Raw genomic sequence first — 17,795 nt, forward strand, 5'->3', positions numbered from 1 at the left:
TCCTTCCGGGGAAGGCCTAGAGCCGGGCCGACTTCAGGGACATGTGGAGCAGCAGCCGGTCCTCGCCGTCGTCCAGGTCCAGGCCGGTGAGCTGCTCCACCCGGGACAGCCGGTAGTAGAGGGTCTGCCGGTGGATGCCCAGGGCCGCCGCCGTGCGCCCCGCCTGGCCCGCGTGGTCGAGGTACGCCTCGGCCGTGCGGGCCAGCTCGGCGTGGGCGGGGGCCAGCAGCGGGGCGACGACCGGGTCGACCTCGGGGTGGTAGAGCGCCGCCAGGAGCCGGTACGGGCCGATGCCCGCCCACTCCGCGACCGGGCCCAGCTTCGGCTGCGCCGTCGCGGCGCGGGCCGCCGTGCTCGCCTCCCGCCAGGCCGCCGGAAGCTCCGCGAGGCCCCGCCGGGGGACGGCGATCCCGGCCGGGGCGTCCCCGCGCAGCCGCCCGGCGGCCGAGCGGGCGGGGGAGAGGTCCTCGGCCGTGCGCAGCCGTACGAGGAGGGCGAGGGAGGCGGCGTCCGGGAGCGCGGCGACCGCCGCCGCGCCGGGGACGGCCCGTACGGAGGGGGCGTCCCCCTGCCACGGGGTCACGCAGACGACGGCGTGCAGCCCGTCCGCGCTGGGCCCCAGGGCGGCCCGCAGCGCCGCGACGGCCATGTCGTTCTGCCAGCCGCGCCCGGCGGTCAGGGCCGCGGCGAACTCGCGCGAGAGGTCCGCGCCCGCCCGCTCCTCGTCGGCGAGGAGCCCGCCGATCCGGGCGGCCACCTCCATGGCCGCCGCCAGCCGCTCGGGCGTGGGCCCCGGCTCGGCGTCGAGCAGCCACACGTACCCGAGGACGACACCCCGATGGCGTACGGGGAGGCAGATCCGGTCCCGGAAGACGCCCGCGTCCGGCGAGGCGGGGATGCGGACCGGGCCCTCCGCCCGGGTGATGCCGAAGCCCTCGAACCAGGCGCGGACCGCCGGGGTCGACCCCCGGGTCAGGATCGACCGCGTCCGGACCGGGTCCATCGCGGTGTCGTCGTCGCTGTCGTGGGCACCGAAGGCGATCAGCCCGAAGTCGCGGTTCTCCAGCGTCGCCGGGGCCCCGAGGAGTGCGGAGATCTCGTCCACCAGGTCTTGGTAATCGCCCTTCACCGCCCCATTCTCGCACCCTCTCAGACAGATGTATGAGAGGCGGGCCACGGATGCGTGACAGCTGTAGGTGGCGGACGATCGGAGCGATTCGTAGGTTTCACAGTGGTTATCCGTGCTGTTCCGGTTCGTTCGCTTCGGCGTCTTCGTCCGGGTACGGCCCCGTTCTACCCTTGCCCTCTGGAGGTGCCCCGTGCTGGGTCCCGTGATCCTCGCCGCGTCGCGCAGCGACAAGATGCGCCGTTTCGTGTCGGCCGCGCCCGGGACCAAGCAGGTCGTGGCACGCTTCATCGCCGGCGAGACGGTGGACGACGTCGTCCCGATCGTGCGGGAGCTGAGCGAGCGCGGCCTGGAGGTCACCCTCGACGTCGTCGGTGAGGACATCACCACCGTCGAGCAGTCGCACGCCGCCCGGGACGCCTACCTGGAGCTGATCGGCCGCCTCAAGGAGCTGGGCCTCGGCGAGCGCGCCGAGATGTCCGTCAAGCTCTCCATGTTCGGCCAGTCGCTCGACGACGGCCACGAGCTGGCCCTGGCCAACGTCCGGCCGGTCGTCGAGGCCGCCGCCGAGATCGGCACCACCGTCACCCTGGACGCCGAGGACCACACCACCCTCGACTCGATGTTCGCCATCCACGAGGAGCTGCGGAAGGACTTCCCGCAGACCGGCTGCGTCATCCAGGCGTACCTCTTCCGCACCGAGGACGACGCCCGCCGCCTCGCCGCGAACGGCTCCCGCGTCCGGATCGTCAAGGGCGCCTACAAGGAGCCCGCCTCCGTCGCGATCCAGGAGAAGCCCGAGATCGACAAGGCGTACGTCCGGATCATGAAGATCCTGATGGAGGGCAAGGGCTACCCGATGATCGGGTCCCACGACCCGCGCCTGATCTCCGTCGGCCAGGAGCTGGCCCGCCGCGCCGGGCGCAAGCTGGACGAGTACGAGTTCCAGATGCTGTACGGCATCCGGGGCGAGGAGCAGAACCGCCTCGCCGCCGAGGGGCACCGTATGCGCGTGTACACCGCGTACGGCACCGACTGGTACGGCTACTTCATGCGCCGCCTGGCGGAGAAGCCGGCCAACCTCCTCTTCTTCGTCCGCTCCATCCTCACCAAGGGCTGAGCCCCACCACCCCTCCGAAGGAGTATCGAGACTCATGGACGCTGTGACCCAGGTCCCCACTCCCGTCAACGAGCCGGTGCACGGCTACGCCCCCGGCTCCCCCGAGCGCGCCCGTCTGGAGCTCAAGCTCAAGGAGCTGGCCGAGAACCCGCGCGAGCTGCCGATGACCATCGGCGGCGAGAAGCGCCTCGGCGGCGGCGAGGAGTTCAAGGTCGTCCAGCCGCACAACCACCGGGCCGTCATCGGCACCTTCCGGGGCGCCACCACGCAGGACGCCCAGGACGCGATCGACGCCGCCCTGGCCGCCGCCCCGGCCTGGCGCGCGATGTCCTTCGACGACCGCGCCGCGATCATCCTGCGCGCCGCCGAGCTGCTCGCCGGCCCGTGGCGCGAGACGCTGGCCGCGTCCACCATGCTCGGCCAGTCGAAGACCGCCCAGCAGGCCGAGATCGACACCCCGTGCGAGCTCGTCGACTTCTGGCGCTTCAACGTGGCGTACGCCCGCCAGATCCTGGCCGAGCAGCCCCCGGCCAACTCGCCGGGCGTCTGGAACCGCCTCGACCACCGCCCGCTCGAAGGCTTCGTCTACGCGATCACGCCGTTCAACTTCACGGCCATCGCGGGCAACCTGCCCACCGCCCCCGCCCTCATGGGCAACGTGGTGGTCTGGAAGCCGTCCCCGACGCAGACCCACGCCGCCGTGCTCCTCATGGAGCTCCTGGAGGAGGCCGGCCTGCCCAAGGGCGTCATCAACCTGGTGACCGGCGACGGCATCGCCGTCTCCGAGGTGGCCCTGAACCACCGCGACCTGGCCGGCATCCACTTCACCGGCTCGACCAAGACCTTCCAGCACCTGTGGAAGACGGTCGGCAACAACATCGAGAACTACCGCTCGTACCCGCGGATCGTCGGCGAGACCGGCGGCAAGGACTTCGTCGTCGCCCACCCCAGCGCCGACCGCGCCGTCCTGAAGACCGCCCTGACCCGCGGCTCCTTCGAGTACCAGGGCCAGAAGTGTTCCGCGTCCTCGCGCGCCTACGTCCCGGCCTCGATCTGGAACGACGGCTTCAAGGAGGAGTTCGCGGCCGAGGTCGACGGCATCACCATGGGTGACGTCACCGACCTGTCGAACTTCATCGGCGCCGTCATCGACGACCGCTCGTTCGCCAAGAACAAGGCGGCGATCGACCGCGCCAAGTCCGACCCGGCGTGCACCATTGTCGCGGGCGGCACCTACGACGACTCGGTGGGCTGGTTCGTCCGCCCGACCGTCATCGAGTGCACCGACCCGGAGAACGAGGTCTTCACGACCGAGTACTTCGGCCCGATCCTCGCGATCCACGTCTACGACGACGAGAAGTACGACGAGATGCTGACCCAGATGGAGTCGGTCTCGGACTACGCGCTCACCGGCTCGGTCATCGCCAACGACCGCGCCGCCGCCGCGTACACGATGGAGAAGCTCCGCTACGCCGCGGGCAACTTCTACATCAACGACAAGTCCACCGGCGCCGTCGTCGGCCAGCAGCCCTTCGGCGGCGGCCGCGCCTCCGGCACCGACGACAAGGCCGGCGCCCCCCAGAACCTGATGCGCTGGACGCTGACCCGCGCCATCAAGGAGACCCTGGTCCCGCCGACCGAGTACGGCTACCCCCACATGGGCTAACCCCCCTCCGCCGCGCGAGCGGCCCCCTGCCCCCCGCGGGCAGGCCCCTGACACCGCCCCCTTCCTCGGTCCCCCAACCGAGGTCGGGGGCGGTTCCCATTCCGGGGCGTGTTTCCCCGGTCGGCCCTGGACGGGTCAGGCCTTCACGGGTGCACCGGCACGCCCCGCCCCCACAGCTCTTCGGCGTGCTCCGCGAACCGGTCGTACATGCCACCGTCGTCATGTCGTCGCAGGTGCAGGAGCGGCGAGTCGTGGCCGACGAGCCGGGCCAGGTGAGGAGTCACGAGCGCCTGTTCGTCGAACCGGAAAACCGACAGGCTGACGTGGTTCACCGCGTCTTCGGCAGCGCTGAACCGGGCCTCGACGCCCTCGACCGGGCCGAGCTTCGCCAGTTCGTCGAGCGTGATCCGAATGCGCGTGGACACCGACAGGGGGACGTCCTCGATCGTCTCGCGCTGCCGGGTCACTTCGCCCGTGGGGTCGCCGAGCAGGAACCGCACGCGGCAGCCGGACTCCGCCTTGCGCCGGAGCAGGCCGCCGAACGCGGGGATCTGTGTCCAGAGGAAGTAGTTCGTGTACCCCGCGAACAGCAGCTCGCGCTCGGCGCCGGCCGCGAGGTCGGCCCACACCGTGGACGGGCACGCCGAACGGTAGGGGTAGGTGCGGAGGATCTCCCGGTCGCCGCCGAGCTTCACGCGGTCCTGCACGGTCTTCGGCCAGATCATGTCCTCATCCACCCCCAGTGCCCGCGCGGCATCCTCGCGATTCCGCGCGTGTGGCGTGAGCGTCTCGTCTGCAAGCCATCGTTGCACTTGCTTCGGGGATACCCCCACCCGGTACGCCAGTTGACTGATGGACACTCCGGCGATGTTCATCGCCGAACGTAATCCCGCATTCACTGTCAACCCCCTCTGCCCGGACTTCTGGACCTTATTCGACCCTAGTGGGGGACGCCTCAACCGTCCCCGGTTCGGGGGCGGATACGTCTTTCAGGGGATGCCAAGGTGAGGGGGCATCCCGGAGGAACCCGTCAGAAAGAGGCCGTCGATGTTCGCCCTGTCACCTGTACCGATGCACCCGCCCGTCCCCGAATGCGGGGACCGGGCCGACTCGCTCGCCGATGACCGCGCCACCGTCGAGACCCCGGCGGAACCGACGGTCCGGCGGCCGGCATGAGGTACCGGGAGGGCGACGTCGTCGTCGACGGGACACGGGCCCTGGTGGGGCGAGTGCGCGTGGTCGGCCGGTCTTTCCTCACCCTCACCCGCCCGGGAGGAGCCGAGTGGACCGCCACTCCGGAGAACTGCTGGACGGCGAGCCCGGAGGAGCGCGCGAGCATCACCCTTCGTGGTGCCGTGCAGGTCATCAGCACCGCATCGGAGTCCTCGGCACCCGTATCGCCGTCTTCCTGACCACGGTCGCCGTGGGCGCGTACGACGCCGCCCTGTGGCTACGCACCCCATAGTCAGCCGCCCCGCCGATGACGACCCCCGCGCTCGGCGGGGCGGCCCCCCGCAGGCCTCGGTCCGAGTCCGGGCGAGGGGGCCGGCCCCCGTTTCATGGGCGGCCGTTCCGAGCACGACCCGACAACGAAGGAGTGACATGCCGAAGCACGGTGGCGGTACGGGCAGTGGATCCGGCGGCGGCCAGCAGGACGACAGCAGCAGCGGTCGGCAGCACGGAGGCGGCGGCTCGGAGACGAGCGGCGGGAACTCCTCCGACGGTTCCGGCCCCGCGAAGAAGTAGAGGCACAGGTGAACACACGCGTGGAGGAGGCGGGCCCCCAGGGCCTCGCCTCCGCGCTCGTCGCGTCGGGCGCCCTGCGATCCGACTGGCTGACCACGTACCGCGCCGTCCCCCGGGCGATGTTCGTCCCGGACCGGATCTGGCCCGGCATCCCCGAAGGCACCCGTCAGGAAGCCCTCGTCGACCGCCGGACCGACCCGCACGCGTGGCTCGCGGCGGTCTACTCCGACCGGCCGCTCACCACGCAGTGGGACGACGGCGAGCACCGGGGCGACGACCTCGGTACGACCCCGACGAGCAGCAACAGCCTGCCCAGCATGGTGTTCGCGATGCTCGACGACCTCGACGTCGAGGCCGGACACAGGGTGCTGGAGATCGGGACGGGCACCGGGTGGAACGCGGCCCTCCTCGCCCACCGCGTGGGGGCGGCGAACGTCGTCTCGGTCGAGTACGACCCGGACGTCGCCAAGGGCGCCCGGCGGAACCTCGCCGAGTTCGGGATCAAGCCGCTCGTGCACGTCGGCGACGGCCGACAGGGATTCGCGGACCGCGCGCCGTACGACCGGATCATCGCCACCTGTTCGGTCGGCGACCTGCCCCCGGCCTGGGCCGAACAGGCCGCGCCCGGCGGGGTGATCGTCGCCCCGTGGGGACCGCTCTACGGCGGCGAGGCCATCGCGCGCCTGGTGGTCGACGAGGACGGGACGGCGCGGGGGCGCTTCACCCGCTCGTCCGCGTTCATGCGGCTCCGGCAGCAGCGCGCCACGTTCCCGGCCCATGAGCGGTACATGGGCGGGCGGGCATGGCCGGCCGACGGGGTCAGGAGCACGACGACGACCCCGCCGTCCGCCGTGGGCGGATGGATCGAGCAGTTCGCCGTCGGCCTCCAGGTGCATGACGCCTGGTGGTCGGTCGAGCGGTACGACGACGGGGCGTACACCCTGTGGACGTACGGCCTCGACGGCACCTCGTGGGCGTCGGTCGACCACGAGCCAGGTGAGACCGAGTTCGTCGTCCACCAGAGCGGGCCCCGGCGCCTGTGGGACGAGACCGAGGCCGCGTACCGCTGGTGGAGCGATCGTGGCCGACCCGGATTCGAGCGGTTCGGCCTGACGGCCGGGCCCCGCTCCACGGTGGCGTGGCTCGACGACGAGTCGTGCCCCGTGCCCGGGGCGGAGTGGCTCCGGTGACCGACCGGACGTGGAGGAGGAACGCCCCGCGGTCCGTCCCGGTGGCGGCTAGGGTTCCTTTCCGTCGGCTTTCCTGGGGAGAGGGGCGAGGGCTGTGAACGCTCGCGTACGGACTCGTGTTTCGGCGTACGCGATCGTGGTGGAGGACGAGCGGCTGCTGCTGGTGCGGCTGTCGGACGCCTCGCCGGTCTTCGCGCCGGGGCTGTGGCACATGCCGGGCGGTGGAATCGACCCGGGCGAGCAGCCCGTGGAGGCCCTGTCCCGTGAACTCCGCGAAGAGACCGGGCGTGACCTCGCCGATGCCCGACTGATCGACGCGCGGACCTACGCGGCCCGGCGGAATGGAGTGAGCTGGAGCCTCACGGCGTTGTTCTACCTCGTGGCCCTCGAGGGCGGGGCGTCGGCGGTGACCGAGGTCGACGGCTCCACCGACGCGGTGGCGTGGATCCCCCTGGCGGACCTGCGGGACGACACCGCGCTGTCACCGGCGGCGGCCGACGCGCTCCGCATCCTTGAGCAGGACGAAGGCGCCGGCCGAAGCCGTTCGGATTCGGGTTCGGCGCACCCGCCGGGTCAGGAAGTCGTCGATCAATGAGGCGATTCGCGGTGCGTGGGTCTCCAGGGCGAAGTGGCCGGTCGGCAGGAGGTGGATCTCGGCGTCCGGGAGGTCGTGGCGGAAGGCCTCGGCGCCCGCCGGGACGAAGACTTGGTCGCCCTCGCCCCAGACGGCGAGGAGGGGGACCCGGGAGGTGCGGAAGTACTCCTGGAAGGCGGGGTACAGGGCGAAGTTGGAGCCGTAGTCCGCGATGAGGTCGAGCTGGATGCCGTCCTGGCCCTCGCGGGCCATCAGGGCGGCGTCGTGGTGCCAGGCGTCGGGGCTGAGGAGGTCGCGGTACTCGGCGGGGACGCCCGTTTCGTACTGCCACCGGATGCCGGTGAGGGAGCGGATGGCGCGGACCGGCTCCTCGGTCGCGGGGGTGCGCTCCGCGATCAGGGCGAGGACCGGGGCCCAGGCCTCGGCGCCGAGGCCCTCCTCGTAGGCGTTGCCGTTCTGGGTGACGATCGCGGTGACGCGTTCGGGGTGGGCGAGGGCGAGCCGGAGGCCGATGGGGGCGCCGTAGTCCTGGACGTAGAGCGCGAACCGGTCCAGGCCGACGGCCTCGGTGAACTCGGCGGTGAGCGCGGCCAGTTCGGCGAAGGTGTAGGCGAACTCGTCGGCGGAGGGCGCGGCGCTGCGGCCGAAGCCGAGGTGGTCGGGCGCGACCAGGCGGTACCGGTCGGCGAGGAGCGGGATCAGGTCGCGGAACATGTGCGAGCTGGTGGGGAAGCCGTGCAGCAGGAGCAGGGCGGGGGCGTCGGCCGGGCCCGCCTCCCGGTAGGCGATCTCGTGGCCCCGGACGGTGACGGCGCGGTGGTGGGTCGGCAGCACGGACATCATCTAACCCCTTAGTTATCTATTGATGGTTAGGTGTCGATGTGGGGATTCCAGCACGGTGGGATTAACCTGTCAATTCATTTTTGATAGTTAGGTGAGTGTGGGAGGGTGACGCCATGACCGTGAGGACCGCGCCCACCCATGACGTCGGAGCCGCCCGGCTCCGCTCCGTACGCGAGATGCTCGACCTCGCCTTCGAGGGGAACTTCGACGACGAGGACTGGGACCACACGCTCGGCGGCCTCCACGCCTGGATCGAGGACGAGCGGGGGATCGCCGCCCACGGCGCCGTCGTCATGCGCCGCCTGCTCCACGGCGGCCGCTCGCACCGCGTCGGGTACGTGGAGGGCGTCGGCGTCCGGGCCGACCTGCGCCGCCGGGGACTCGGCGGCGAGGTCATGGCCGAGCTGGAGCGGGTGATCAACGGGGCGTACGCCTTCGGGGCGCTCGCCGCCTCCGACGCGGGCGCCGCGCTCTACCGGGGGCGCGGCTGGCGGGTCTGGGAGGGCCGCGTCGAGGCCTTCACGCCCGGCGGGATCGTCCACCTCCCCGAGGAGGAGGGCGGCGTCTTCCTGCGCCCGGCCGGCGGACGCCCCCTGCCGGACCCCGCCGCCCCGCTGGTCTTCGACTGGCGGGACGGCGACGTGACGTGACGCGGCGGGACGTGCGGTCCGGGTGGGGCGCTCAGCTCCTGCGGGCCGCCGCTGCCGCCACGCGGGCCCGGTCCGTCTCCAGCTTCGCCGTGAGCGCCCCCGCAGCCGCGCAGCCGAGGCCCATGAGGAGCGCCGAGTACCCCGGCAGGTCGAGGGCGAAGTAGGCGCCCGACACCGCCGCGGCCACCAGGACCGTCCAGGCGGCGAGCAGCGCCTTGCCCCGCCGGCTCAGGAAGAGCCACTTCCCGGGCGTCGCCGGGACGGAGGTCAGGGCCCCCGCCGGACCCGCGGTCGCCGCCTTCGGGCGCTTGAAGTAGCCGTACGCCAGCCACTCGCCGCAGAGCTCCCAGCCCTCCGGTTCCAGCTCCTCCAGGACCCGGGCGCGGCGGCGGTCCGTGATCACCTCGCGGCGGTACTCCCAGGCGAGCGCGGCCCCCGGCGTCCGGCGGCAGACGAAGCGGCCGAGCGCGTCCAGGGACTCCACCTCCCAGCCCTGGTCCCCGTGGACGGCCAGCATCCGGCGGTCGTTGAAGAGGTCCGCGGTCCACGTCCAGCGCTCCGCCGCCCCGTCCGGTTCCCCGGGAGCCGGGGCGAGCCCGCCGAGCCGGGCCGCGAACCGCGCGGCGGGCCCGAACTCCTCCTCCGGCGAGGTCCCCGTCTCCGCGAGGTGCCCGCGCAGCTCGGCGACGGTCCGGCCGGTCTGCTCCTCGGTCACGCCCGCCGCGCGCAGCGCGCCCGTCAGCTCCTCGAAGTAGGCGTCGGTGGTCATGGTGCCGTTCCCCCTGCGTGCAGTTGCGTCCGTACGGCCCGGTGGAACTCCGTCCAGGCCGCGCCCTCGGCCGCCAGGTGCGTCCGGCCCGGGTCGGTGAGCCGGTAGTAGCGGCGGCCCGGTCCGCGCTCGGCGGCGCGGAACTCGGCCTCGACCAGACCGGCCTCCTCCAGGCGGTTCAGTACGGGATAGAGCGTCCCGCCCTTGATCTCGCCCAGGCCCGCCCCGGCGAGCGCCTTCGCGATCTCGTACCCGTAGCTCTCGCCGTCGGTCAGGCAGGAGAGGACGAGCAGGTCGAGGACGCCCTTGAGCCAGCTGGATCTGCGGTCTGCGGCCATGCGCACATCACATCACTACCTAGGTAGGAAAGCAATCTAGGTGGGTGCGCCGAGTCAGACGCCGAGTCAGACCGCGACGAGCGCCTTCCCCAGGTTCTCGCCCCGCAGCATCCCCAGGAACGCGTCCACGACGTGCCCGAAGCCCTCCGTCACCGTCACGTCCAGCGGCAGCGAGCCGTCGCGCAGCCGGGGGACCGCGAGGTCGTACAGCTCCTCCAGGGCGTCCGCGTGGTTCCGCACCAGGAACCCTTCGAGCCGGATGCTCTTCCCGACCAGGTCGAAGAGGTTGCGCGGGGCCGGCGGGGGAGCCGAGAGGGAGTGGTACTGGCCCACGGCGCCCACCCAGGCGATCCGGCCGTACTCGCGCAGCGCGCCGATCGCGGCCTCCAAGTGCTCGCCGCCCACCCCGTCGAGGACCGCGTCGAGGCCGTCGGGCGCGGCCTTCGCGAGCAGCTCGGCCACCGGCCCGTCGTGGTAGTCGAAGGCCGCGTCGAAACCGACCTCCTCCGTCAGGTACGCCACCTTGCGCGCCGAACCCGCGCTGCCCACCAGGCGCCCCGCGCCGAGCAGCCGGGCGAGCCGTCCCGCCGCCGTGCCCACCCCGCCGGCCGCCGCCGAGACGAACAGGTCCTCGCCCGGCTGGAGCCGCGCGATCCGGGTCAGGCCCACGTAGGCCGACAGGCCCGTACCGCCGAGCAGGCTCAGGTGCGCGGCGAGCGGGACGCCGGGGCCGAGGTCCGGGACCCGGCGCGCCTCGTCCGGCGCGACCAGGGCGTGGGTGCGCCAGCCCTTGCGGTGCAGGACGAGGTCGCCCGGGCGCAGTGCCGGGTCGCGCGAGTCGAGCACCCGGCCCAGGGCCCGGCCCTCCATCGGCGAGCCCAGCGTCCACAGCTCGTCCGTGTCCATCGCCTCGCGGTGGTACGGGTCGACCGACAGCTGGAGGTTCTCGATGAGCGCGGTGCCCGGCCCGGGCGCCGGCAGCGGTTCCTCCGTGAAGGAGAACAGGTCGGGGGTGGGGAAACCGGCGGGCCGGGCGGTCTGCCGGACGGTGATCAGGGAGTCGTTCGTCATGCCGCCGACCGTAGGAGGCGGCCGGCGGCCCGGGCAGGGGGTAGCGTCGATGGCTCCGGGGGCATCCATGAAAGTTGCTCATGGGGAGGGTGGCGGGGCTGGTGGGAGCGGATGTGCCGCCCGGCGGCTCCGGCCCGCCGCCCCGGAAGTCCCGGAAGTCCCGGGCGTCCGGGGAGTCCGGGGAGTCCCGGGCGTCCGGGGAGTCCCGTGAGTCCGGGGCGTCCGGTGGTTCCGCGCGAGCGAGGGGTGGGTGGTCCGCGTGACCGGGTACGCATACGGGAACGGTGGTGGCCGCGACGCGACCGGCCCGGGGCCCGAGGTCCGCGATCTCGCCCCGCGCGAGCTCCGCGTCCTCGTCGCCGTCGGGCGCGAGCGCGGCTTCTCGGCCGCCGCCGTCGCCCTCGGCATGACCCAGTCCGCCGTCTCGCACTCGGTGCGCGGCAGCGAACGCAAGCTGGGCGCCGTCCTCTTCGAGCGCGGCCGGACCGGCGCCACCCCGACCCCCGCCGGGGAGCGGGCCCTCGGGTACGCCCGGCGGGTGCTGCGGCTCCTGGAGGTGATGGCCGCCGAGGTCCGCGCCACGAACGCCGACGCGCCCGCCGGACCGCTGCGGATCGCCGCCTTCCGCAGCGCCGCCCTGCACCTGCTGCCCCGCGCCCTGGGACGGCTCGCGGAGCGGCACCCCGGCATCGTGCCCGAGGTGCGGATCGTGCGGGAGGTGGGGCGCGGCACGGCCGGCGAGGTCCTCGACGGGCGGGCCGACCTCGGCATCGCCACGCTCGGCACCACCTCGCCGGTCCCGCCGGAGCTGGTCGGCGGCGTCCTCCTGGAGGAGGGGTACGCCCTGGTGCACCCGGCCGGGCACCCGGCGCCGCGCACGCTCCCGCTGATCGACTGGACGGAGAACTGCACCTCGTACACCCGGGAGTGGTGGGCCGGGCAGGAGTGGCTGCCGCCCGCGACCGTGGAGGCCGAGGACGACGGAGCGGTGCTCTCGATGGTGAGCACCGGTTTCGGGATGGCCGTGATGCCGGAGCTCTCCCTCGTCGGAGCACCGCCCTCGGTGCGGATCACCGATCTCGGACCGGAGCGCCCGACGCGTTCGGTGGGCTACGTCACCACCCCCGAGCTGGCCTCTTCCCCCGCCGTACGGGCCCTGATCCGCGAGCTGCGGGCCGTCGCGGGGTGACCCTCGGTGCCCCGCCGTCTCAGATAGTAGGAAGTCCGAGTAATTGTGGAGACAGACGCGGTGTCCTGCCCTAGCTTTGTAGGAGCCGAACGTCTCGCTTCATCAGCGAATGGCGGCCGAGAGCGCGACGCCCCGTGCAGGCAACCCCTGCGGCGGCGCTCCCCGCCCCTTCCGGCGCCTTCGATCACCACTGGTCCCCGCACGTCGCCGACCGTTCCCGGTCCCCGCGCGTCGCTCCCCTCCGCACGCCGGATCACCACTGATCTCAAGGAGTCGATCCCCATGGCCGCTCAGACCGCCCGCCGCGTCCGCCACTCCGCCGCCCGTCCCGCCGACGAGGCCCGCCAGAACGCCGCCGCCGCCCTCCAGCGCGCCCTCGACCGCCGTGACAACGGCGGCTCCACCGGCCACTGATCCGCCCCGTCCCGAAGGCCGCGCCCCCCAGGACGCCCCTCGGACGTTCGTCCACATGATGGACGTCGCGTGTCAGACGATGGGACGACCAGTAGGGTGCCGACATGTCTCACAGCATCGATCTCGCAGTCATCCCCGGCGACGGCATCGGCCAGGAGGTCGTGGCCCAGGGCCTCAAGGTCCTCTCGGCCGTCCTTCCCCAGGACGTGAAGCTGGAGACCGAGGAGTACGACTTCGGCGCCCAGCGCTACCACGCCACCGGTGAGACTCTCACCGACGCCGACCTGGACTCCCTCAAGAAGCACGACGCCATCCTGCTGGGCGCCATCGGCGACCCGTCGGTGCCCTCCGGCGTCCTGGAGCGCGGCTTCCTCCTGAAGCTCCGCTTCGCCTTCGACCACCACGTCAACCTGCGTCCCTCGAAGCTGCTCCCCGGCGTGGCGACCCCGCTCGCCGGCCAGCCCGAGATCGACTTCGTCGTGGTCCGCGAGGGCACCGAGGGCCCGTACACCGGCAACGGCGGCACCATCCGCAAGGGCACCCCGCACGAGGTCGCCACCGAGGTGTCGGTCAACACCGCCTTCGGCGTCGAGCGCGTGGTCCGGGACGCCTTCGCCCGCGCCCAGGCCCGCCCGCGCAAGAAGCTCACGCTGGTCCACAAGAACAACGTGCTGACCTTCGCCGGCCACCTCTGGACGGACACCTTCCACAAGGTCGCCGCCGAGTTCCCCGAGGTCACCACCGACTACCTGCACGTCGACGCCGCGACGATCTTCCTCGTCACCGACCCGGCCCGCTTCGACGTGATCGTCACCGACAACCTCTTCGGCGACATCATCACCGACCTCGCCGCGGCCGTCTCCGGCGGCATCGGCGTCGCCGCCTCGGGCAACATCAACCCCAGCGGCGACTTCCCGTCGATGTTCGAGCCGGTCCACGGCTCCGCGCCCGACATCGCGGGCCAGGGCAAGGCCGACCCCACGGCCACCGTCCTCTCCGTCGCCCTCCTCCTGCGCCACCTCGGGTACGAGGCCGAGGCCGTCCGCGTCGAGGAGGCCGTCGCCGCCGACCTCACCGAGCGCGGCGACCGCGTCCGCACCACGGACGAGATCGGCGACGCGCTCGCCGCGCGAGTAGCGAGCTGACCCGCGCCGACTGACACACGACATCAGCCGCCGGGTCGCACCGCGCCCGGCGGCTGTCCTCTGCGCGGCCGCGGGGTGCGTACCCCGAAAGAACCCCGGACCGCGCCCGCCTGTTTCACGCACCGGCCCCCGCGCGCGATAATCGAACGCGGGACCGCCGTATGCGGGCATCGTCGGACGTCCACTCCGTCAGGGACGAGCCGTCTCCGACAGTGGCGTACGCGCGCGGTCCTCTCCCCACGACCGGTGAAGGACACGCACTCATGACGACGCCCACGATCGAGCTCAAGCCCTCCTCCAGCCCGCTGTCCGACGCGGAGCGCGAGGCGATCCTGGCCAACCCCGGATTCGGCCGCCACTTCACCGACCACATGGTCACCATCCGGTGGACCGACGGCCGCGGCTGGCACGACGCCCAGCTCGTCCCGTACGGCCCGCTCGCGCTCGACCCGGCCACCAACGTCCTGCACTACGCGCAGGAGATCTTCGAGGGCCTGAAGGCCTACCGCCGTCCCGACGGCTCGGTCGCCAGCTTCCGTCCCGACGCCAACGCCCGCCGCTTCCAGGCCTCCGCCCGCCGCCTGGCCATGCCCGAGCTGCCCGTCGAGACCTTCGTCGAGGCCTGTGACGTCCTCGTCCGCCACGACAAGGCGTGGGTCCCGGAGCACGGCGGCGAGGCCTCGCTCTACCTGCGCCCGTTCATGATCGCGACCGAGGTCGGCCTGGGCGTCCGCCCCGCCAACGAGTACCTCTTCGTCGTCATCGCCTCCCCGGCCGGCCCGTACTTCCCCGGCGGCGTGAAGCCCGTCTCCATCTGGCTCTCCGAGGACCGCGTCCGCGCCGTCCCCGGCGGCGTCGGCGACGCCAAGACCGGCGGCAACTACGCGGCCTCCCTGCTCGCGCAGGCCGAGGCGGCCGCCAAGGGCTGCGACCAGGTCGCCTACCTCGACGCCGTCGAGCACAAGTGGGTCGAGGAGCTCGGCGGCATGAACCTGTACTTCGTGTACGGAAACAAGCTGATCACCCCCACCCTCACCGGCTCGCTCCTCGCCGGCATCACCCGCGACTCGCTGCTCAAGCTGGCCGCCGACCTGGGCCTGGAGGCCGAGGAGGGCCGCGTCTCCATCGACCAGTGGCAGGCCGACAGCGAGAACGGCACCCTGACTGAGGTCTTCGCCTGCGGCACCGCCGCCGTCATCACCCCGGTCGGCAGGGTCAAGTCCGCGCGGGGCGAGTGGACCCAGTCGGGCGGCGAGCCCGGCGCGGTCACGATGAAGCTCCGCGAGGCGCTCCTCGCCGTCCAGACCGGCAAGTCCGAGGACACCCACGGCTGGATGCACGCACTGGGCCAGTGACCCCGTACGGCCCGGGGCCGGCGCCGCTCCACGAGCGGGCGCCGGCCCCGGTCCGTTCCCCGCCCCTCAGAGCTGGTTGATCGGGCGCATCGCGAGCCCCTCGGTGCCGGCCCAGCCGTTCACCCGCGCCGCGTCGTCGACGGAGACCGTGCCGAGGCCGTCGGGCAGGTCGAAGACGAGCGTGCCGCTCAGCTCGGTGCCCTCACCGGCGACCAGGGTCGCGGTGAAGCGGTCGGACTGGTCGTACTCCGCCTCGCCCCCCTCGTCGTTCCCGAAGACGTACAGGCCGGCGTAGGCCTTCCCGCCGCCCTCGACGACGACGGGCTCGGTGTCCGGCTCCCCGAGCGGCTCGACGATCGGGGCGGTGTTGCCCGCCTTCAGCCGCACCTGCGGCGCGTCGTTGAGGACGCACGGCGTCTTCGCCCTGTTGGTGACGGTCAGCAGGAAGTGGCGGGGGGTCTCCCCGGCCGCGTCCTGAAGCTCGACCGCGGTGCCGAGCCCGTCCGCCTCGCAGTCCGGGTACTCCGTCCCGTTGCCGCCGCCGGTCTCGCCGCTGTCCCCGGTCCCGGTGGCCGTCGGCCCGCTGCTGCCCGTCCCCGAGTCGCCCGTGGGCGTGGTGGTCTCCGGCGCGCCCCCGCCCGACGACGCGGAGCCCGAGGGCGCGGCGGAGGTCGGCGACGCGGCGGCCGGATCGTCGCCCTGGCAGGCGGTGGTCGTCAGCAGGGCCGCGACCACGGCCATGCCCAGGACGGCGCCGCGCAGGCTCCGACGCGGTGAACCGCCCCTGGTCTTCTTCGAGTTCATGCCGTTCCCTCTTCCCCCGTGACCGGCCCGGAGCCGGTCCACCGCACATGCGACACCGTCATTGTTGCCGCGCGGCGGGGCCCGCTCACCCGCGTCCCGGGTCTGTTACAGCCTTCGTACGAACCGGCGCCCATGCCGTGATGAGGTGCGGCCCGAGTCCGGCCGGGACACCTTTTAGAGCAGCACTCAATGTGACCTGTGTCCGTATCGCACTCCAATCCTTGGAAGCGTCCTCATCAGCATTTAGAGTGGCGCTCAAAAAGGAGGTGTCCGGGATGTGCGACCGCCCCCTCGCGGCACGCGACCGGCCCCGCTCGACGGCTCCCGATCCGCTCCGAGGCGGTCGGGTCCGCCTCCCCCCAACCGCCTCTACTTCCGCTAGGACCCGCTGATCATGACGTACCGGATGCCCGCCGAGTGGACGCCGCACGAGCGCACCTGGATGGCCTGGCCCAGCCCCAACCCCACCTTCACCGACGACGAGGAGCTGGCCGCCGCCCGTACCGCCTGGGCCTCGGTGGCCCGTGCCGTCCGCCGCTTCGAGCCGGTCACGATGGTCGTCGCCCCCGGCGACGCGGAGGGCGCCCGCGCGCTCCTCGGCGACGGCGTCGAGCTGGTCGAGCGCGACCTGGACGACGCCTGGATGCGGGACATCGGCCCGACCTTCGTCACGGACGGCACCGGCCTCGCCGCCGTGGACTGGGTGTTCAACGGCTGGGGCGCCCAGGACTGGGCCCGCTGGGAGCACGACTCCACGATCGCCCGCCACGTCGCGGACACCGCCGGCGTCCCCGTCGTGAGCAGCCCCCTGGTCAACGAGGGCGGCGCGATCCACGTCGACGGCGAGGGCACGGTCCTCCTCACGGACACCGTCCAGCTCGGCTCCGGCCGCAACCCCGGCTGGACCCGCGAGCAGGTCGAGGCCGAGATCCACGCCAGGCTCGGCACCACCAAGGCCATCTGGCTCCCGCACGGCCTCACCGCCGACTACGGCATGTACGGCACCCAGGGCCACGTCGACATCGTCGCCGCCTTCGCCCGCCCCGGCACCGTCCTCGTCCACAGCCAGCAGGACCCGGCCCACCCCGACTACGAGCGCTCCCGCACGCACGCGGGCGTCCTGCGCGCCGCCACCGACGCCCGGGGCCGCCCCCTGGAGGTCATCGAGGTCCCGGCCCCCACCGTCCTCAAGGACGAGGAGGGCGACTGGGTCGACTACTCGTACATCAACCACTACCTCTGCAACGGCGCCGTGATCCTCTGCGCCTTCGACGACCCCCACGACGAACTCGCCGCCGAGATCTTCCGCCGCCTCTTCCCCGACCGCGAGGTCGTCCTGGTCGACGCCCGCACGATCTTCGCGGCCGGCGGCGGCATCCACTGCATCACCCAGCAGCAGCCGGCAACCTGAGGGAAGCGGATCCGTTCGGCCGTGCCGTCCCCGTCGCACGCGAGGCAAGGGGCGCTGTGGACGACAGCCCTGCCCGTTCCCGCGAAGACGACTCGGCGGGCTCCCTTGCGGCTTCGGCGGCGATCCGGGCCGCGCCGTGTCCCGAGGTACCGGCGGGCGCGGCGCAGTTGGCGTCCCCGCAGCTGGTGTGTTCGCGCCCTGCCGTGACCGGGGCCCTGCCGTTCGAGGGGCCGAGCCACAGGGGGCGGTCGACGGTGCAGTCGACTTCCTCGATGTGGGTCCGGGGCCTTTCCAGGGCGGTGGAATCGTGGCGGGTGGGGTCGGGCCGCTCGGGCACGTGGTGCACGAACCGGCCGAGGCGCC

Annotated in this window: 18 protein-coding genes; 11 read left to right on the forward strand and 7 right to left on the reverse strand. The window is 72.8% G+C overall.

Features of this window, described 5'->3' with window-relative positions; genetic code table 11:
• Positions 1-16: 16 nt before the first annotated feature.
• Positions 17-1,129 (reverse strand): PucR family transcriptional regulator, encoded by a 1,113-nt coding sequence (locus tag ACIQVI_RS18550; RefSeq protein ID WP_403596729.1) that lies wholly within the window; start codon positions 1,127-1,129, stop codon positions 17-19.
• Positions 1,130-1,319: 190 nt separating this feature from the next.
• Here ACIQVI_RS18550 and ACIQVI_RS18555 point away from each other — a divergent pair, with 190 nt between their 5' ends.
• A complete protein-coding gene (locus ACIQVI_RS18555; RefSeq protein WP_351973131.1) occupies positions 1,320-2,246 on the forward strand; it encodes a proline dehydrogenase family protein in 927 nt (308 codons plus the stop codon).
• A gap of 34 nt (positions 2,247-2,280) precedes the next feature.
• A complete protein-coding gene (gene pruA / locus ACIQVI_RS18560) occupies positions 2,281-3,912 on the forward strand; it encodes an L-glutamate gamma-semialdehyde dehydrogenase (RefSeq protein WP_403596733.1) in 1,632 nt (543 codons plus the stop codon).
• A 143-nt stretch (positions 3,913-4,055) separates the two neighbouring features.
• On the opposite strand, the gene ACIQVI_RS18565 is transcribed toward pruA, so the two are convergent.
• Positions 4,056-4,787: an XRE family transcriptional regulator gene (locus ACIQVI_RS18565; protein WP_403596736.1), complete on the reverse strand. Its 732-nt coding sequence runs from the start codon at positions 4,785-4,787 to the stop codon at positions 4,056-4,058.
• 727 nt (positions 4,788-5,514) lie between these two features.
• On the opposite strand from ACIQVI_RS18565, the gene ACIQVI_RS18570 reads away from it, so the two are divergent.
• The 3 genes from ACIQVI_RS18570 to ACIQVI_RS18580 all read left to right on the forward strand — a co-directional run bounded on the left by ACIQVI_RS18570 (position 5,515) and on the right by ACIQVI_RS18580 (position 7,443).
• Positions 5,515-5,658: a hypothetical protein gene (locus ACIQVI_RS18570; protein WP_403596739.1), complete on the forward strand. Its 144-nt coding sequence runs from the start codon at positions 5,515-5,517 to the stop codon at positions 5,656-5,658.
• Positions 5,659-5,666: 8 nt separating this feature from the next.
• On the forward strand, positions 5,667-6,848 hold the full coding sequence (locus tag ACIQVI_RS18575) for a methyltransferase domain-containing protein (protein ID WP_403596742.1): 1,182 nt from the start codon (positions 5,667-5,669) through the stop codon (positions 6,846-6,848).
• Between the two features lie 94 nt (positions 6,849-6,942).
• A complete protein-coding gene (locus ACIQVI_RS18580; protein WP_403596745.1) occupies positions 6,943-7,443 on the forward strand; it encodes an NUDIX hydrolase in 501 nt (166 codons plus the stop codon).
• On the opposite strand, the gene ACIQVI_RS18585 is transcribed toward ACIQVI_RS18580, so the two are convergent.
• The gene (locus ACIQVI_RS18585) at positions 7,330-8,283 is read right to left on the reverse strand and encodes an alpha/beta fold hydrolase (RefSeq protein WP_403596748.1); all 954 of its coding nucleotides are present in this window, start codon (positions 8,281-8,283) and stop codon (positions 7,330-7,332) included. The two genes, ACIQVI_RS18580 and ACIQVI_RS18585, sit on opposite strands and share 114 nt — an antisense overlap.
• Positions 8,284-8,399: 116 nt before the next feature.
• Between ACIQVI_RS18585 and ACIQVI_RS18590 the strand changes: the two genes are divergently transcribed.
• The gene (locus ACIQVI_RS18590; RefSeq protein WP_403596751.1) at positions 8,400-8,936 is read left to right on the forward strand and encodes a GNAT family N-acetyltransferase; all 537 of its coding nucleotides are present in this window, start codon (positions 8,400-8,402) and stop codon (positions 8,934-8,936) included.
• 31 nt (positions 8,937-8,967) lie between these two features.
• Here ACIQVI_RS18590 and ACIQVI_RS18595 read toward each other — a convergent pair whose 3' ends face one another.
• The 3 genes from ACIQVI_RS18595 to ACIQVI_RS18605 form a co-directional block, all read right to left on the reverse strand.
• Entirely contained in the window at positions 8,968-9,705 is a 738-nt protein-coding gene (locus tag ACIQVI_RS18595) for a hypothetical protein (protein WP_403596754.1), read from the reverse strand.
• Entirely contained in the window at positions 9,702-10,043 is a 342-nt protein-coding gene (locus ACIQVI_RS18600) for a PadR family transcriptional regulator (protein WP_351973126.1), read from the reverse strand. The genes ACIQVI_RS18595 and ACIQVI_RS18600 overlap by 4 nt, the downstream gene beginning before the upstream one ends.
• A gap of 66 nt (positions 10,044-10,109) precedes the next feature.
• On the reverse strand, positions 10,110-11,114 hold the full coding sequence (locus tag ACIQVI_RS18605) for a zinc-binding dehydrogenase (RefSeq protein ID WP_403596759.1): 1,005 nt from the start codon (positions 11,112-11,114) through the stop codon (positions 10,110-10,112).
• 259 nt (positions 11,115-11,373) lie between these two features.
• Here ACIQVI_RS18605 and ACIQVI_RS18610 point away from each other — a divergent pair, with 259 nt between their 5' ends.
• The 4 genes from ACIQVI_RS18610 (at position 11,374) to ACIQVI_RS18625 (ending at position 15,217) form a co-directional block, all read left to right on the forward strand.
• Entirely contained in the window at positions 11,374-12,303 is a 930-nt protein-coding gene (locus ACIQVI_RS18610; protein ID WP_403596762.1) for a LysR family transcriptional regulator, read from the forward strand.
• A gap of 282 nt (positions 12,304-12,585) precedes the next feature.
• Positions 12,586-12,717, forward strand: coding sequence for a hypothetical protein (locus ACIQVI_RS18615; protein ID WP_272922254.1), 132 nt, complete (start codon positions 12,586-12,588; stop codon positions 12,715-12,717).
• A 104-nt stretch (positions 12,718-12,821) separates the two neighbouring features.
• Entirely contained in the window at positions 12,822-13,862 is a 1,041-nt protein-coding gene (locus tag ACIQVI_RS18620) for a 3-isopropylmalate dehydrogenase (RefSeq protein WP_351971968.1), read from the forward strand.
• A gap of 263 nt (positions 13,863-14,125) precedes the next feature.
• On the forward strand, positions 14,126-15,217 hold the full coding sequence (locus tag ACIQVI_RS18625; protein WP_351971969.1) for a branched-chain amino acid aminotransferase: 1,092 nt from the start codon (positions 14,126-14,128) through the stop codon (positions 15,215-15,217).
• A gap of 66 nt (positions 15,218-15,283) precedes the next feature.
• On the opposite strand, the gene ACIQVI_RS18630 is transcribed toward ACIQVI_RS18625, so the two are convergent.
• Positions 15,284-16,021, reverse strand: coding sequence for a DUF4232 domain-containing protein (locus ACIQVI_RS18630; protein ID WP_403596767.1), 738 nt, complete (start codon positions 16,019-16,021; stop codon positions 15,284-15,286).
• A 394-nt stretch (positions 16,022-16,415) separates the two neighbouring features.
• Here ACIQVI_RS18630 and ACIQVI_RS18635 point away from each other — a divergent pair, with 394 nt between their 5' ends.
• Entirely contained in the window at positions 16,416-17,432 is a 1,017-nt protein-coding gene (locus ACIQVI_RS18635; protein WP_403596770.1) for an agmatine/peptidylarginine deiminase, read from the forward strand.
• Positions 17,433-17,795 lie beyond the last annotated feature (363 nt).

It is taken from the genome of Streptomyces sp. NPDC098101 (genome assembly GCF_044760185.1).
Lineage (GTDB): Bacteria > Actinomycetota > Actinomycetes > Streptomycetales > Streptomycetaceae > Streptomyces.

Bases quoted from the DNA above. Each gene is read 5' to 3' on its own strand.
- pruA (WP_403596733.1), top strand. From the start codon at position 2,281: ATGGACGCTGTGACCCAGGTCCCCACTCCCGTCAACGAGCCGGTGCAC.
- ACIQVI_RS18565 (WP_403596736.1), bottom strand. From the start codon at position 4,787: ATGAACATCGCCGGAGTGTCCATCAGTCAACTGGCGTACCGGGTGGGG.
- ACIQVI_RS18570 (WP_403596739.1), top strand. From the start codon at position 5,515: ATGCCGAAGCACGGTGGCGGTACGGGCAGTGGATCCGGCGGCGGCCAG.
- ACIQVI_RS18585 (WP_403596748.1), bottom strand. From the start codon at position 8,283: ATGTCCGTGCTGCCGACCCACCACCGCGCCGTCACCGTCCGGGGCCAC.
- ACIQVI_RS18590 (WP_403596751.1), top strand. From the start codon at position 8,400: ATGACCGTGAGGACCGCGCCCACCCATGACGTCGGAGCCGCCCGGCTC.
- ACIQVI_RS18595 (WP_403596754.1), bottom strand. From the start codon at position 9,705: ATGACCACCGACGCCTACTTCGAGGAGCTGACGGGCGCGCTGCGCGCG.
- ACIQVI_RS18600 (WP_351973126.1), bottom strand. From the start codon at position 10,043: ATGGCCGCAGACCGCAGATCCAGCTGGCTCAAGGGCGTCCTCGACCTG.
- ACIQVI_RS18605 (WP_403596759.1), bottom strand. From the start codon at position 11,114: ATGACGAACGACTCCCTGATCACCGTCCGGCAGACCGCCCGGCCCGCC.
- ACIQVI_RS18615 (WP_272922254.1), top strand. From the start codon at position 12,586: ATGGCCGCTCAGACCGCCCGCCGCGTCCGCCACTCCGCCGCCCGTCCC.
- ACIQVI_RS18620 (WP_351971968.1), top strand. From the start codon at position 12,822: ATGTCTCACAGCATCGATCTCGCAGTCATCCCCGGCGACGGCATCGGC.
- ACIQVI_RS18625 (WP_351971969.1), top strand. From the start codon at position 14,126: ATGACGACGCCCACGATCGAGCTCAAGCCCTCCTCCAGCCCGCTGTCC.
- ACIQVI_RS18630 (WP_403596767.1), bottom strand. From the start codon at position 16,021: ATGAACTCGAAGAAGACCAGGGGCGGTTCACCGCGTCGGAGCCTGCGC.
- ACIQVI_RS18635 (WP_403596770.1), top strand. From the start codon at position 16,416: ATGACGTACCGGATGCCCGCCGAGTGGACGCCGCACGAGCGCACCTGG.